Consider the following 14110-nt stretch of genomic DNA (forward strand, 5'->3'; position numbering starts at 1 on the left):
GGTAAAGATCCTGCGCAGGACCGGCACGCGTCGGCTCACAGGCGGTTGAGGCGGAGCGGCATCGGCCGGCCGCCCCGGTCGGAAGCAACAGGGCTGGCGGGGGCCGTCGCGGCCGCAGCGCTGCAGGGAAGGCGCGCCAGTTCCGCCCGGGCGAAGAGGGCGGCGATGGCGGCGTCGCGGACCCCGACGGTGAAGAGCCGATCGACGAAGCAGGAGGCATCCTGGCGGTTGACGATCTCCGGACCGCCGTTGCAGACCCACCCGGTCAACCGGATGCCCGCCTCGCCGTCGCGCAGGGCAAAGCCGAGGCAGGCCTTGCTGCCCTCTTCGCTCTCCAATGTCATGTCGGCCGTCGCCATCGGCCCGAACTTGGTCGCCAGCGGCAGCGGATTGGCGTTGATCGTCGCCGACAAGCCGAGATCGCTGAGGACCGCAGCCAGGTCGGCGGCCGGTGTCGCGGCGGGGACATCGCTGCGGTCGATCACCAGCGCCGCATGGCGGCGGGCGTCCTCGGCGAGGCCGAAGCGGAAGACTTCCCGGGCGAGTCCGTCGGAGCGCCGGAACAGGGAGACGTCCTGGCCAAGCGGCCGCCAGCGCGGTGCGTCGACGTCGAAGCCGGCATGGCGCGCCGTCACCGCCCGCCAGACGGGCAGGGCGTCGGCGGCGTCATCGGCGGCGATCGAGGGGCGGATGGTCTCGGTCGGCGCCGGTGACCCACCGGCAAGGCCCCAGAGCAGCGCCACGGGCAGGCTCGCCATGACCGCGAAGGCGCACAGGGCCAGCAGCGCAGGCGTTGTCCGCCGGTCCGGCAGCCTGACAGCCTCTCCCACCGTAGTGCGCACCCGTGTCCTCCCTGCGACAGCAGGCAGTGTCACCGACAGCCGGAGAGGACCGGGTTGACCGACATGGTTGAGGACGCGTGAATCGTGATCGTGGTGAATGGTTTATGAGCATTGACGACCTGCGGCTTCCCCGGCGTTGCGGCGCGGCAACAGGGCGCCGCCACGTGCTGGCCACAAAGCAACCAGTCGTTGACTCTGGCTCCGATTTTTCTTCTTTCGACAACTGAAGAGAAACTGCTCGCCCCGCTTTCTCGGCGCGTGACCGCCGGATGGTGAAGGGCGGTATGGGAGAGGGTCATGGGACGTCGTCTGACGCGGCCGCTGGTGGCCGCGGCCTTCGTTGCTTGTGCGGTGGCTGGTATTGCAGCACCGGAGCGCGCTGAGGCGCGCGAGGTCGTTCGCCTGAATTTCCAGGCCGAGCCCGGCACGATCGTCATCCGCAATTCCGAACGTCGGCTGTACCTCGTCAAGGAGAATGGCGTCGCCATCCGCTACCGCGTCGCCGTGGGCCGCGCGTCGGAACAGTGGGAGGGCCGGACGGTCGTCAATGGCCGTCACATACGCCCGGCCTGGTCGCCGCCGGCCGTCGTCCGGCGCGCCAAACCGAACCTGCCCGATGTCATTCCCGGCGGTGCCCCCAACAATCCGATGGGCGAAGGGGCGCTGACTCTTGCCGGCGGCGAATATGCCATCCACGGCACCACGGAAAGCATGCGCCGCTCGGTCGGCACCGCGGCCTCCTTCGGCTGTTTCCGCATGCTCAATGAGGATGTCGTCGACCTGATGAACCGCGTCGGCGTCGGCACCACGGTCATCGTCAAGCGCTGACGATCCGCCGGGCAGGCCGGCCCGCCTCAGCGCGGCCCGCCGGCGTCCTCTCCGGCCCGGTCGAGACCGGCGAGCCACCGCCGCGCCAGGGTGACGTCCGCCTGTGTCAAGCCGTGGCCGGCCGGCAGGATCTCGTGGTCGACCGCGGCGCCGGCGGCCGTCAATTGGGCGGCCAGCCGCGCCGCTTCCTCCTCCGGCACGATCGGGTCCATGCCGCCCGACAGGATCAGCACGGGTTGGCCCGCGAGGACCGCGACCGGCGGTTGCGGCAGCGGCACCATGGCGCGGATGAGCACGGCGCCGCCGAGCACCTCGGGGCGGAGCAGCATCATGGCTGCCGCGATATTGGCGCCGTTCGAGAAGCCGACCGCCACCGGTGCGGCAAGACCGTGGCGGGCGACCGTGGCCGTGACGAAATCGGCGAGGTCATGGGCGCGCCGCACCACGTCCTCGTGGTCGAAGACGCCTTCCGCCAGCCGGCGGAAGAAGCGCGGCATCCCGTTTTCCAGGACCTGGCCGCGCGGTGACAGCAGCGCCGCGCCGGGAGCGATCATCTGGCCGAGCGGCAGCAGATCGCTCTCGTCGCCGCCGGTGCCGTGCAGCAGCAGCAGCGTGGGTCCGCCCTGGCCACTGCCAGGCACGAATCGATGCACGAATCCGCCGGCGGTGTCGGTCATGGTTGTCATGGGAGACCCTTGTCTGGCCGGCCGTCGCACCGGATGGCGCGACGGTGTCGTGGGGCTGCGTCAGGCGAGCGAGGGCAGGACGGCCTCGATGCGGGCGCGCATCGGTTCGAGACCGGCCGGCAGTTTCAGGGCCTCGCCGAGCGTCTCAACCGGCTCGTCCACGGCAAAGCCGGGCACGTCGGTGGCAATCTCGAACAGCACGCCGCCCGGTTCACGGAAATAGACCGAGCGGAAATAGTTGCGGTCCCGTTGTTCGGTGACGCGCTGGCCGTGCCGGAGGGTGAGGCGCTCCACCATGGCCTGCTGGGCCGCATCGTCGGTGGCGCGGAAGGCGACATGGTGGACGGAACCGGCGCCCTCGCGGCCCTTGAGGAACCCGCCGGACGCCCGGATGTCGACAATGCCACCGAGGGGGTTGCCGGGCACGGCATAGCGCGTCACCGCGCCCTCCATCCCGACCCGCGCGAAGCCGAAGACATCGGTAAGGATGGCGCCCGTCGCCTCGCCCCTGTCGACCAGCAGGCTGACGCCATGGAAGCCGCGGATCGCATGGGCAGCGGGAAAGCCGCTGTCCGCCCACGCGGGCTCCGCCTCCAGTCCCCGCACGCCGACCAGCGCCAGGCGCATCCCGTCGGGATCGCGGAAGGCGAGGACCGGGTCGCCGAAGCGCTTCTCGATCGTCTCGTGCGGCACGCCCTTGTCGACGAACCGGTGCGCCCACCAGCCGAGCGCGCTTTCCGGCACACGGAACACCGTCTCCTGGATCTGGCCGACGCCGAGCCGTCCCGGCGCCGCCTGCTCCCAGGGGAAGAAGGTCAGGATCGTGCCGGGCGTGCCCGCCCCGTCGCCGAAATAGAGGTGATAGGTGCCGGGATCGTCGAAATTGACGGTTTTCTTTACCAGACGCAGCCCGAGGATGTCGGCATAGAAGGCGAGGTTGCGCCGCGCCGGGCCGGAAATGGCGGTGACATGGTGGATGCCGTTGAAGGACATGAAAGCCTCCTGTCGGACGCCTGTCGCGCCCCGTTGACGGCAAGATAGGGGGCGCGGGCCCGGGCGCCACGGCAAAGACGTTGCAGCGGCGCAAGCCGACTATGCGTCCGTCTCAGCCGCCCGCGCCCGCCGCGGCAGTCGGGTCAGTTGGCCTTCGGGAAGACATAGATGAAGGTCGCCATGCCGGTCTCCGGCGTCGTGTCGGGATCGCGGACATATTCCTCGACGAAGGCGTCCTCGGCCGTGATCGACTGGACGTCGAGGTGGTTGGCAATCTCGTCATAGGTCTGTTCCATCGTGTCGTAACCGCCATGATGGACAAAACGCAGGGCCCGGCCGGCCGGAGTTTCACCGGGCCTGCCGGGCGCATAGGCCGCCGCGGGTCGGGTAGCCTCGCGCACGGGCAGGATCGCCTCATAGTCGACGGCGTCGTCGGAGGAGGAGACGAAGCGGATCATCGGCGGTCCGGAGATCACCGCGCCCTCGCGGGCGGCGATGGCCCTGAGCTCGGCAATGGCCTTGCGGAAGGTCCCGTAGAGGTCGTCCCAGGAGGTCTTGCCGGTCAGGATCAGCGCCGGCCGGGCCGCCAGCGTCACCTCGTCGCCAAAGCCCGCCGCCTGGATCGCCTCGTCGGAGGGCAGAACGCTGGCAGCGGCCGGCGGCACGGCGGGCGGGGCTTCGGCCGGGGCGACCAGTCCGGGGGGAGGCGCCTCGGTCGCCGCCGGCGGTGCCGGCGTCTGGGCCGCGGCCTCCCCTCCCATCGCGAAGGCCACGAGCCCGGCCAGGAGCGCAGTGCTGAGACCGTATCCGGCACCCCGTCGCATCATGTCGATCCTCTCGTGCCCGTCGCCTGCCCGGACCCAAGCCTTCCGTCGGTTTTGGATAAGGCGAGGATATCCTATATAGGAACCGCGCATTGTGTCCTCGCCATCACATTCTCCCATCAACTCCCACGCTGCACCACGGGTCCCGAGCATGAGCCCGCTCGCCAACCATCCGTTCTGGAAGATGAACGGCGCCGGCAACGAGATCGTCGTCCTCGACCTGCGCGCCTCCGGCCATGTCGTCACCGCCGTCGAGGCGCGGGCGATTGCGGCCGACGAAAGCTCGCGCTTCGACCAGATGATGGTGCTGCACAAGCCGCGTACCCCCGGCACGCGCTGCTATATCCGCATCTACAACACCGACGGCACCGAGGCGGGCGCCTGCGGCAATGGCACGCGCTGCGTCGCCTGGGTTCTGGCCGAGGAAGACGGCAGCGACCGGTTCACGGTCGAGACGGTCGCCGGTCTCCTCGCCTGCCGGCGCGTCGGTCCCCATGCCTTCTCGGTCGACATGGGCGAGCCGAAGTTCGGCTGGCAGGACATCCCGCTGGCCGAGGAGTTCCGCGACACCCGCGCCATCGAACTGCAGATCGGCCCCATCGACGCGCCCGTTCTGCACTCGCCCTCGGTGGTCTCGATGGGCAATCCCCATGCGATCTTCTGGGTCGACGACCCCTATGCCTTCGACCTGCCGAAGATCGGGCCTATGCTTGAGAACCACCCGATCTTCCCCGAGCGGGCCAACATCTCGCTCGCCGCGGTGAAGGCGCGCGACCATATCCTGCTCTGGGTCTGGGAGCGCGGCGTCGGCATCACGCGCGCCTGCGGCTCGGCCGCCTGTGCCACCGTCGTCGCGGCGGCGCGGACGAAGCGCACCGACCGCGCCGCAACCGTGTCCCTGCCCGGCGGCGATCTCTTTGTCGCATGGCGGGAGGATAATCACGTCATCATGACCGGCCCGACCGAACTCGAGCACCAGGGCACCTTCGCGCCCGCGCTTTTTGCCACGGCCGCCTGACGCCATGGACCCGCGTCCCGCCTCGGTCGAGGTCATCACCTTCGGCTGCCGGCTCAACACCTCGGAATCCGAGGTCATGCAGCGGCTCGCCGCCGAGGCCGGGCTGACCGAGGCCATCGTCGTCAACACCTGCGCGGTCACCGCCGAGGCGACGCGGCAGGCGCGCCAGGCCATCCGCCGCCTGAAGCGCGAGAATCCCGACGCCCGCATCGTCGTCACCGGCTGCGCCGCGCAGACCGAGCCCGAGGTCTTCGCCGCCATGGCGGAGGTCGACCGGGTCATCGGCAATGACGAGAAGATGAAGGCCGAGGCCTGGGGCGAGACCCGCCAGGCCCTGGCGCGCGGGCCCGATTTCGGCATCGCTGCCAGCGAGAAGGTCGCGGTCAACGACATCATGGCGGTGCGCGAACAGGCCCTGCACCTGATCGACGGGCTGACCGGCCGCTCGCGCGCCTTCGTCCAGGTGCAGAACGGCTGCGACCATCGCTGCACCTTCTGCATCATCCCCTATGGGCGCGGCAACAGCCGGTCCGTGCCGATGGGCGAGGTGGTGGATCAGGTCATGAGGCTCGTCGACAACGGCTACCGCGAGGTGGTGCTGACCGGTGTCGACATCACCAGCTACGGCCAGGGCCTGCCGGGCGAGCCCAGGCTCGGCGCACTGGTCAAGGCGATCCTCCGCCACGTTCCCGCTCTCGAGCGGCTGCGCATCTCCTCCATCGATTCCGTCGAGGCCGATCCCGACCTGCTCGACGTCATTGCCGGCGAGGCGCGCTTCATGCCGCATCTGCACCTGTCGCTGCAGGCCGGCGACGACATGGTCCTGAAGCGGATGAAGCGCCGCCACCTGCGCGAGGATGCCGTCCGGTTCTGCGCGGAGGTCCGCCGCCTGCGGCCCGACATGGTCTTCGGGGCGGACATCATCGCCGGCTTCCCGACGGAGACGGAGGCGATGTTTTCCGGCTCGCTGGCCATCGTCGAGGATTGCGGGCTGACGCATCTGCACGTCTTTCCCTATTCCCCGCGGCCGGGAACCCCCGCCGCCCGGATGCCCCAGGTTGCCCGCGACGTGGTGAAGGATCGCGCCCGCCGCCTGCGCGACAAGGGCCAGGCCGCCCTCGTCGCCCATCTCGACGCCATGGTCGGCCGCAGCTACCGGGTGCTGGCCGAGACGCGCGACATGGGCCGCACCGAGCACTTCACCCCGGTGCGTCTCACCGCTCCCGTCGAGCCCGGCAGGATCGTTGCCGTCACCATCGCCTCCCATGACTGCCGTGAGGCCGTCGCCGCCCCGGGGTGAAACCGCTCCGGAACCTTCTCCCGAAGCTCTGCGTTGTCAGCGCGAGACCGCAAGACAGGGAGATGGAAACATGGGACTCGGACGCGGCGCTCTCCTGTGGCTGATCGGCATTCCCCTGCCGATCATCATTCTTCTCGCCATTTTCTGGGGCGGCTGAACGCGGCTCCCGTAGCGGCATGGACCCGATCGGACGGAGGGACCGGGCATGTCCCGGGCCCTGTCGATGTCGCAGGCCATGCGACAGGTGACAGGCCGTCGGCGTCACCGCACAAGTGTCTGGATCGGCACCGTCAGGCTGACTCGCAGGCCCGACCGTGACCAGTCATAGGTCAGCGCGCCCTTCAACTGGCGCTGAACGCTCATGGTGATGAGCTGGCTACCGAAGCCGCGATGGGTCGGCGCTTCGCCGGTTGCCGTCGCCTTGTGCTCGGTCCAGTTGAGCGTCACCTCGGTCGCCGTGGCCGTCCAGGCGATGTCCAGCGCGCTGCCCTCCTCCGCCAGCGCTCCATATTTGGCGGCATTGGTGGCCAGTTCGTGGAAGACCAGCGCCAGGCTCGTCGCCGCCGACGCACCGAGCATGACGGGCGGACCGGTCACCCTCACCTGGTCGGGATGGCCGAGATGGGGGGCCAGGATGCGCTCGAGCAGGTCAGACAGGGGGGTCGTCTCGGTCTCGTTCGGTTCTCCGAACACGGCGGACCGGATCAGGTCATGGGCCGCGGCGAGCGCCGTCAGCCGCCCGCGCAGGGCTTCCGCCATGTCCCGCGGTGTCGCCGTCGTGCGGGCGGTCATGGAGATGAGACCGGACACCACGGCGAAGATGTTTTTCACCCGGTGATTGAGCTCGCGCAGCAGGATCGAGCGCGCCTCCTCCGATTCCTTCAACTCGGTGATGTCGACGATGGCGCCGGGAAAACGGGCCGGCCGACCCTCGTGGTCATAGAGGCATTCGCCGCGGGCGATGACCCAGCGCCAGCCGCCGTCGCGCGCCTTGAGGCGGTATTCGGCCGAGTATTTCTCTTTGCTGGCGATGGCGACGCGGAAGGCATCGCGCACCCTCGCAATGTCGTCGGGATGGATCGACTCGAGATATTGCTCCACTGGCATGCCGGCTTCGCCCGACACCCTGCCGGGGCCGAAGAGATCCGCGAGGCGTGCATCTGGGAAGAACAGGTTGGAGCCGATATGCCAGTCCCAGGTGCCGATCATGCCGGCTGAGTTGAGCGCGAAGGCCAGCCTTTCGCGGCTGCGCGCCAGTTCCTGCTGGACACGCACCCGCTCCGTTGTCTCGGTCACGATTCCCAGAACACCGATGCGTGCACCCGCCTCGTCGACGACCGGGCTGTAAGCGAGATCGAACCACAGATCCTCCGGGCCGCCGTTGCGATAGAGGACCAGGGGCAGGTCGGTATAGGTGACGGGGGTGCCGGCGAGCACCGTGTCGAGCACGGTCCTGTTGAACGCCGCCGCCTCCGGCCAGCCTGTACAGACCGCCTGTCCGAGAATGTGCGGATGGCGCGAGCCGGCAATCTGCGCATAGCCGTCATTATAGATCATGAGGCCGTCGGCACCGACCAACAGCACCTGCGGAGCGGGAGAAGCGAGGATGACCTTCACCACGGTTCTGAGGGTCGCGGACCAGCCTTCGATCGGGCCGAGCCCCGACGCGGTCCAGTCATGGGCGGCGATGATCCGGCCCATCTCGCCGCCGCGGCACGCCAGCCGCTCTGTCCATGTGCTGCCATTCGTCATGACGGATGCGCGGCCCGTAATCCTGGCGACCCGCGGTCCACTGGCGGTTCGGTCAGGCAACGCAGGACGAGCGCCGGGGTCGGGCTCCCGGCGCTCCGCATCAATCTCACAACCCTGTACTGATCGATCATGCAGGTCCCGCCGGTGCGACCGTCCGGCGTTCATCCATAGCACCAGGATAAGGCCCGATCGTGTCAAAAGACGCAGGGCAGGCGAGCGCGCGCCTGCCGGGGCAAGACGCTCGCGGCCGCAGAGCCAGGGTGTTTCCTCCGACCGCCGCGGTCAGGCCCGTCGGATCAGGCCGGCAACCACCGACACGACAAAGAGAACGATCGCGACCCAGAAAAGCAACTGGGCGCCGCCCATGGCGGTGCCGGCCAGGCCGCCGAAGCCGAGGGCGGCGGCGATGAGCGCGACGACGAGAAAAACGATGGCCCAGTGAAGAAGCGAACCCATGGTGGATCTCCGGAACAGAGGACGGATTGGTCGCAGCGCACCGCCGCGGCTATTGCGATGTCACCGGACCAACGTCGCCGGCCCGACCTTGTTCCAGCGCCCCGGATGCGGTCTTGCGCGCCACTGCGGTGGCAACAGCCGATCGTCCGGTCGCGGCCCTGCCGGAGACGGCTGCGTCGTCTTCCGCCTCGACCTCGGCAGGCTCTTCGTCATGGCCCGCTGCCCGCCGCCAGGAACCATAAGGCGGCCCATCGCGTTCTTGGCTGCAGGACGGCGCCAGGTGGCAATTTCCGGCGCCCCACACCGCAGGACCTTCAGGAGTGAGCCCATGTCGCGCGCCGTAGCCGACCATGATTCGACCCCCGACTCCGTCAAGGAGACGGCGGGTAGGGTTGCCGGGATGGCCCGCAACGGTGCATCCGATGCCGTGGACGCCATCGGCGGTTCCGGTCGCAAGGCTTCTGCCGCCCCGGAGGTTGCCGCCGATCGTGCTGCCGAGATCGCCGAGGACCTGAGCGCGCGGCTGAAGGCCGTCGGCATCGACACCGACGTGATGGTCGCCGCCGCCAAGGACCGGGCCAGCGGTTTCGAAACGGTCGTCCGCGACGAGATGCAGGGGCACCCGTTGCGCACGCTCGGCCTCGCCGCTGCGGCAGGGCTTGTTCTCGGCTTGCTGTCGTCGCGGTGACCGTCATGTGGAGGGGGCTCACACTCCTGGCCGCAACCGAACTCGGCAGCGCCATGAAACGCAGCGTCGCGACCGTCATCACGTCTGTGCTGGCGGCAGCGTCACTGATCTGCGCCCTCGGCTTTCTCGTCGCGGCAGGACACGGCGTTCTCGCTGACAGCTGGGGAGCCACGGCTGCGAGCCTGATCATTGCCGCGATCTTTTTCCTGTTGGCCATGGTCATCATGCTCTGGGCCGGCCTGGTCCGCCGACAGCGTCGCCGGCATTCGCTCGCCACAACCGCCATGATGGTCGCACCTGCCATGGCGCCACCGGCCGTCCGCGCCGTGGCCTCCCATCCGGTGATTGCGGCCGGCGTCATCGCCGGCATCGCGGCCCTCGGCGCCGTCCTCGGCCGCCAGCGGGGCAAGGCAGATTGATCCCTTCCGCCACATCCACCAGCGCCGTCTCCGACCGATGAACCACCGCGTCCAGTCTCCATGTGGCGGCGCCCGTGCAGGAGAGCTTCTCATGACCGCAGCCCGCCGTCTCCGCCAGCCGATCGCCGCCGACGCGCTGCATGTGCTGATCTGTGAGGATGACCCCATTCTGGCCCTTGAACTCGAGGCTCTCGTGGTTGCTTGCGGCGCGGTGACCTGCGGCTCAGCCGCCTCCTTCGCGGAGGCCCGCGACCTCGCCGCGCTGAGCGCACCCGACCTCGTGCTCATGGACCTCCATCTTGACGACGGGCACACGGGGCCGCGTCTCGCCGAGATCTTCGCCGAGGCAGGGCTGCGCATCGTCGTGATCTCCGGCGACAGTTGCATCGATGGAATCCTGGCCCGCCTCGACCACGTGTTTCTTCCCAAGCCCGTCCAACCGGTTGCCCTGCAGGGCCTCATCGCCGCGGCGATTCAGGCCAAGGCACAGTGTGCTCATTCGTTCGACGGACCTGGTGAGCCGGCGAAATCAATGTAGGCACCGCCTTGCCGAGACCCCCTGACGGGGAACGAAGCGCGGCAGAGCGCGTTGGTCCGGTGTCAATCCAACAGGAGGAGGTTCCCAATGCCCACCCCGTCTGGCCATACCCGCGCCATCGCCGCCTCGCGCGTCACGGGCACCAATGTCTACAACGAGCAGGGCGACAAGATCGGCCATGTCGAGGATGTCGTCCTCGACAAGATGTCGGACAAGGTGATGTTCGCCGTGCTCGGTTTCGGCGGCTTCCTCGGCATCGGCGAGCGTTACCACGCCATGCCCTGGTCGATGCTCGACTACAACGCCGACACCGGAGGCTATGTCGTCGGCCTTTCGCGCGATGTTTTGGAGAAGGCCCCGTCCTACGATCTCGAGGACCTGATGAAGCAAGACGGCGCCGGCCAGGCACCCTCGCTTGACTACTATACGCCTTACGCCCGTCACTGACGGATCACGGAGTCGGCGACACCGACCAACGGCGGCCCTTGCGGGCCGCCGTTTTGCTTGCGGGGATCCAGGGACGATGATGATCAGGCTGTCGTCAGATCGGCTGAGGACGCGACCTTGCCGCTGCCGCAGCGTTGAAATCCTGTTCCGGAGGCAGATCGCGGAAGCGGTCGAAGGCGCGGTGGGCGAAGTCGAGATAGCCAGGCGACGGCGCATGGACAATCGCCCCCGCTGTCGGCGCACTGTTGCGGCTGGGCCCGGCAGCGACGCCGAGCACGACAACGGCGGCCAGCGCCGCGGTGCCGATCAGGCCCATGCTGATGCGGTGGGCGTGAGCACTGACCTTCATGGCTTGCCTCCTCGACTGACGGTCCTGGAACGACAACGTCGGGTGACCCAAAAGGTTCATGTCGGCCCGAGACCGGTGCGGGAAGGGTTGGCGCCGCGGCAGGTTATCCCGTTGACCGCCTGCGGAGCGTCCCATGGTCGAGATGTTCGCCATTTCCCGCGTCCTGATGCTCGCCGACCTTGCCTGCGCGGCGCATGCCATCTGCCGCCAGTGACCTGTTCCGCAGCGGGCCTGCAGCGGACAGGCGCACGGCAAAAGCCCCGCGCCGTGTAGCGCGGGGCCCTGTCCAGCGGGCCTGTTCGACCCGATCAGACGGTGGGTCAGGAGCGCGACGCGTCGAACGTCGGCATGTCCTTCAGCTGCTGTTTCGTGCTGCTCACGAAACCGACAAGCGTGCCGTCGGCCTGACGCATCAGCCGCAGCTGGCCCAGCGGAAGGGCGACGTTCTTCTCGCCGATCCCGAGGAAACCACCGACGCCGAGAACGGCGTGGGAGATGCGGCCGTCGGCGCCGACCAGCAGGTCGCTGATGGTGCCGATCGAATCGTGCTGGTCACGCATCGTGCGCCACTGCTCGTCGCTGACCGGGGTGATCGTCATCTGGCCGCTGCCCATCGCCCCGCTGGCCGTTGTGCCTGGCGCCGTGCTGCCGGTGGTCCCGGCCGTCGAGCCCGGGGTCATTGCCCCCGAACCGCTGCCCGGCGCCGGGCTTGCGGTGGACCCGGCCGTCGGGCCGCGGGTGGTTGTCGAACCGGTGGTGGCCGCCGTATCCGGCTTCGGCGCGTAGACCGAGATGCCGACGATCTTGCTCGTGGTGAGCTGTTCGCTGGCGGCACGGGTCATCGTGCCGGTCGACGGAGGGACGGCGGTTCGGCTCTGGGCCGGTGCGGCCGGAGCCTGCGGGGCCGGGGCGCTGGTCTGCGCCAGGGCGCCGGTAGCAAGCATGGTCGCGACCGATGCGTTCACAAGATAGGTCTTCAGCATGGTGGTGCCTCCTCGGGCTGTGGTGGGGCGGACCAGTGCTGCCGGCGCTCTCGGACGTGGGCGGCACTGCTCTGCGATCAACCGGCCGATGGGGCGAATGTTCCCGGCAAACCGACATTGCGGACGGATTCGCCATGTGTTTAGCCGGCACTACGGATGCGGGCGATGGACTCCCAATGGTCGCGGCGGTTCTCCGCGGTTTGTGGAAAGCGCTCGCCGGAGACCGCCTCGGTCACCACCGAGAAATGGGTCAGACGGTGCGGACCGAAGGAATGGAAGAAGGGCACCTCGGTGGCGTCGCGTCCGCGCGCGATGACGATCCGGCCGATCCGCGGCTGGTTGTGCCGCGCGTCGAGGGCGAACCACCGTCCGCCGAGAAACACCTCGAACCAGGCGCTGAAGTCCATTGGTTGGGCGTCCGCGGGCACACCGATATCGCCGAGATAGCCGGTACAGTATCGGGCCGGGATGTTCATGCAGCGGCAGAGGGTGATGGCGAGATGTGCATAGTCGCGGCACACGCCGACGCCTTCTGTGAAGGCCTCCACCGCCGTGCGTGTCGATCGCGCCGCCTTGTAGTCGAAGCGAATATGGCGGTGGACGAAGTCACAGATCGCCTGAACCTGCGCCCCGCCCGGTGGAAGAGAGCCGAACATCTGCCAGGCCATCGCGGTCATCTGGTCGGTCTCGCAGTAGCGGCTGCCGAGGAGGAAGCCGAGCGTGTCGGCAGGCAGCGCCTCGGGCGGGACGATTGCCGTCTCGACGGGGCTGGGGTCCGGAAAGCCGGAATCATGCAGGATTCCAAGGGCGCTGATCTGCGCGCCGCCGGGCGGCAGCGTGACGCGGCGGCAGATGTTCCCGAACGAATCCAGATAGGTTTCGGTCGGGCAGCTTATGCCGCCCGCCAGCGCCGTCACGGTCATGGTGTCGGGCTGCGTGATGTCCGAGCGTCGATCAGGATGAATATCGAGCATCAGGATTGACGGAAGCTCCTGCTCGCATTGGATCTCGATATCGTAGCCGTAGTGGATATGCATCCCGGTCTCCCTGCCCTGCCGGGCGCTGGATGTTGCTCGCAACGAACCCACGACGGACATCCAGGGCCCACTGGGAAACGCCACCATGCGCTGCGAAGTTCCGGGCCGACGTGACCTGGGCGTTCCGCTCGGGCTGCTGACCACCGGCTGCCGCCAGCATGTCACAGGATCGGGCGCCGTGCGAAATCCCGGTCGTATTGTGCGGCGATTCGCTCCGTCAGGCGCGTGTTCTCCAGCCTGAGCCGCCCCTGGGCGAAGCGGAACAGTCCGGCGCGGCGCAGCTTCGCAAAGGTCTTGTTGGTGTGGACCAGCGACAGGCCGAGGGCATCGGCGAGATGCTGCTGGGACAGGGGGAAGACAAAGCTGCGGTCGCTGACGAGGTCAAGCGCCTCGGCACGGCGATAGAGCGAGATGACCAGCGAGGCGATGCGTTCGGTGGCGTTGCGCTGGCCGATCGACAGCAGGTTCTCGTCGATCAGGCTCTCCTCCCGAGACCCGAGCCATGCCACCTCATAGGCCAGCCGCGGCATCCTCACGAACAGGTCCCAGACCTTCTTGCGCGGGAAGACGCAGACCTCGACATCGGTCAGGGCCTCGATGCCGTGCTGGGCGACCGACAGCAGCGAGGCCTGCAGACCCATCAGGTCGCCGGGAAGGAGGAAGTTGAGGATCTGCCGGCGCCCGTCGCTGAGCGCCTTGAAGCGGAAGGCCCAGCCGGAATAGAGCGTGAAGAGTTCAGCATCGTCCTGGCCGGGAAAGATGATCTCCTGGCCGGCCGGAACCCGCCGGTGATCCATCTTCATCGAGGCGGTGAAGTCGACCTCCTCGGGGCTCTTCTCATGAAAGGCCCGCCGCTGTCGCAGCGGACAGGCGCGGCACCACGGATGGGCCGGAGCCCGGGGCGGCGGATGGGGTGGCATGACGCTCCTGAGGTTCGGAATGTGGTCCTG

Annotated in this window: 17 protein-coding genes; 7 read left to right on the plus strand and 10 right to left on the minus strand. The window is 68.5% G+C overall.

Going from position 1 to position 14110, the window contains the following annotated elements:
* Window positions 1-35: 35 nt before the first annotated feature.
* Window positions 36-842, minus strand: a complete 807-nt coding sequence (locus Q0C57_RS09185; protein WP_296575285.1) for a hypothetical protein — start codon at window positions 840-842, stop codon at window positions 36-38.
* A gap of 297 nt (window positions 843-1139) precedes the next feature.
* Between Q0C57_RS09185 and Q0C57_RS09190 the strand changes: the two genes are divergently transcribed.
* A complete protein-coding gene (locus tag Q0C57_RS09190; RefSeq protein ID WP_296575287.1) occupies window positions 1140-1670 on the plus strand; it encodes a L,D-transpeptidase in 531 nt (176 codons plus the stop codon).
* 26 nt (window positions 1671-1696) lie between these two features.
* Here Q0C57_RS09190 and Q0C57_RS09195 read toward each other — a convergent pair whose 3' ends face one another.
* From Q0C57_RS09195 to Q0C57_RS09205, 3 genes are all read right to left on the minus strand, one after another.
* Window positions 1697-2347: an alpha/beta hydrolase gene (locus tag Q0C57_RS09195; protein ID WP_296575447.1), complete on the minus strand. Its 651-nt coding sequence runs from the start codon at window positions 2345-2347 to the stop codon at window positions 1697-1699.
* 69 nt (window positions 2348-2416) lie between these two features.
* Window positions 2417-3349, minus strand: a complete 933-nt coding sequence (locus Q0C57_RS09200) for a ring-cleaving dioxygenase (protein ID WP_296575290.1) — start codon at window positions 3347-3349, stop codon at window positions 2417-2419.
* Window positions 3350-3492: 143 nt separating this feature from the next.
* Window positions 3493-4176, minus strand: coding sequence for a GyrI-like domain-containing protein (locus tag Q0C57_RS09205; protein ID WP_296575293.1), 684 nt, complete (start codon window positions 4174-4176; stop codon window positions 3493-3495).
* Between the two features lie 148 nt (window positions 4177-4324).
* Between Q0C57_RS09205 and dapF the strand changes: the two genes are divergently transcribed.
* Both dapF and mtaB read left to right on the plus strand, forming a co-directional pair.
* Complete coding sequence (dapF, locus tag Q0C57_RS09210) at window positions 4325-5191, plus strand: diaminopimelate epimerase (RefSeq protein ID WP_296575296.1); 867 nt, start codon at window positions 4325-4327, stop codon at window positions 5189-5191.
* A 4-nt stretch (window positions 5192-5195) separates the two neighbouring features.
* The gene (gene mtaB, locus Q0C57_RS09215) at window positions 5196-6491 is read left to right on the plus strand and encodes a tRNA (N(6)-L-threonylcarbamoyladenosine(37)-C(2))-methylthiotransferase MtaB (RefSeq protein WP_296575299.1); all 1296 of its coding nucleotides are present in this window, start codon (window positions 5196-5198) and stop codon (window positions 6489-6491) included.
* A 261-nt stretch (window positions 6492-6752) separates the two neighbouring features.
* On the opposite strand, the gene Q0C57_RS09220 is transcribed toward mtaB, so the two are convergent.
* Together Q0C57_RS09220 and Q0C57_RS09225 are read right to left on the minus strand one after the other, a co-directional pair.
* Window positions 6753-8243, minus strand: coding sequence for an HWE histidine kinase domain-containing protein (locus tag Q0C57_RS09220; protein ID WP_296575301.1), 1491 nt, complete (start codon window positions 8241-8243; stop codon window positions 6753-6755).
* Window positions 8244-8525: 282 nt separating this feature from the next.
* Window positions 8526-8699, minus strand: coding sequence for a DUF1328 domain-containing protein (locus tag Q0C57_RS09225; protein ID WP_296575304.1), 174 nt, complete (start codon window positions 8697-8699; stop codon window positions 8526-8528).
* A 328-nt stretch (window positions 8700-9027) separates the two neighbouring features.
* On the opposite strand from Q0C57_RS09225, the gene Q0C57_RS09230 reads away from it, so the two are divergent.
* The 4 genes from Q0C57_RS09230 to Q0C57_RS09245 all read left to right on the plus strand — a co-directional run bounded on the left by Q0C57_RS09230 (window position 9028) and on the right by Q0C57_RS09245 (window position 10791).
* Entirely contained in the window at window positions 9028-9387 is a 360-nt protein-coding gene (locus Q0C57_RS09230) for a hypothetical protein (protein WP_296575307.1), read from the plus strand.
* A gap of 5 nt (window positions 9388-9392) precedes the next feature.
* Complete coding sequence (locus Q0C57_RS09235) at window positions 9393-9806, plus strand: hypothetical protein (protein ID WP_296575310.1); 414 nt, start codon at window positions 9393-9395, stop codon at window positions 9804-9806.
* A gap of 91 nt (window positions 9807-9897) precedes the next feature.
* Window positions 9898-10344 (plus strand): response regulator, encoded by a 447-nt coding sequence (locus Q0C57_RS09240; RefSeq protein WP_296575312.1) that lies wholly within the window; start codon window positions 9898-9900, stop codon window positions 10342-10344.
* An 87-nt stretch (window positions 10345-10431) separates the two neighbouring features.
* Window positions 10432-10791 carry a PRC-barrel domain-containing protein gene (locus Q0C57_RS09245; RefSeq protein ID WP_296575315.1) on the plus strand — a complete coding sequence of 120 codons (360 nt, stop codon included), beginning with the start codon at window positions 10432-10434 and terminating at the stop codon, window positions 10789-10791.
* A 94-nt stretch (window positions 10792-10885) separates the two neighbouring features.
* Here the strand turns inward: Q0C57_RS09245 and Q0C57_RS09250 are convergent, their stop codons facing one another.
* The 4 genes from Q0C57_RS09250 to Q0C57_RS09265 form a co-directional block, all read right to left on the minus strand.
* Window positions 10886-11140 (minus strand): hypothetical protein, encoded by a 255-nt coding sequence (locus Q0C57_RS09250; protein WP_296575317.1) that lies wholly within the window; start codon window positions 11138-11140, stop codon window positions 10886-10888.
* 320 nt (window positions 11141-11460) lie between these two features.
* Window positions 11461-12123 (minus strand): PRC-barrel domain-containing protein, encoded by a 663-nt coding sequence (locus Q0C57_RS09255; RefSeq protein WP_296575320.1) that lies wholly within the window; start codon window positions 12121-12123, stop codon window positions 11461-11463.
* Window positions 12124-12263: 140 nt separating this feature from the next.
* Window positions 12264-13220, minus strand: coding sequence for a transglutaminase family protein (locus Q0C57_RS09260; protein ID WP_296575325.1), 957 nt, complete (start codon window positions 13218-13220; stop codon window positions 12264-12266).
* 101 nt (window positions 13221-13321) lie between these two features.
* Entirely contained in the window at window positions 13322-14080 is a 759-nt protein-coding gene (locus tag Q0C57_RS09265) for a Crp/Fnr family transcriptional regulator (protein ID WP_296575328.1), read from the minus strand.
* Between the last annotated feature and the right edge of the window lie 30 nt (window positions 14081-14110).

It is taken from the genome of Phreatobacter sp. (assembly GCF_022843985.1).
Classification (GTDB): Bacteria; Pseudomonadota; Alphaproteobacteria; order Rhizobiales; family Phreatobacteraceae; genus Phreatobacter.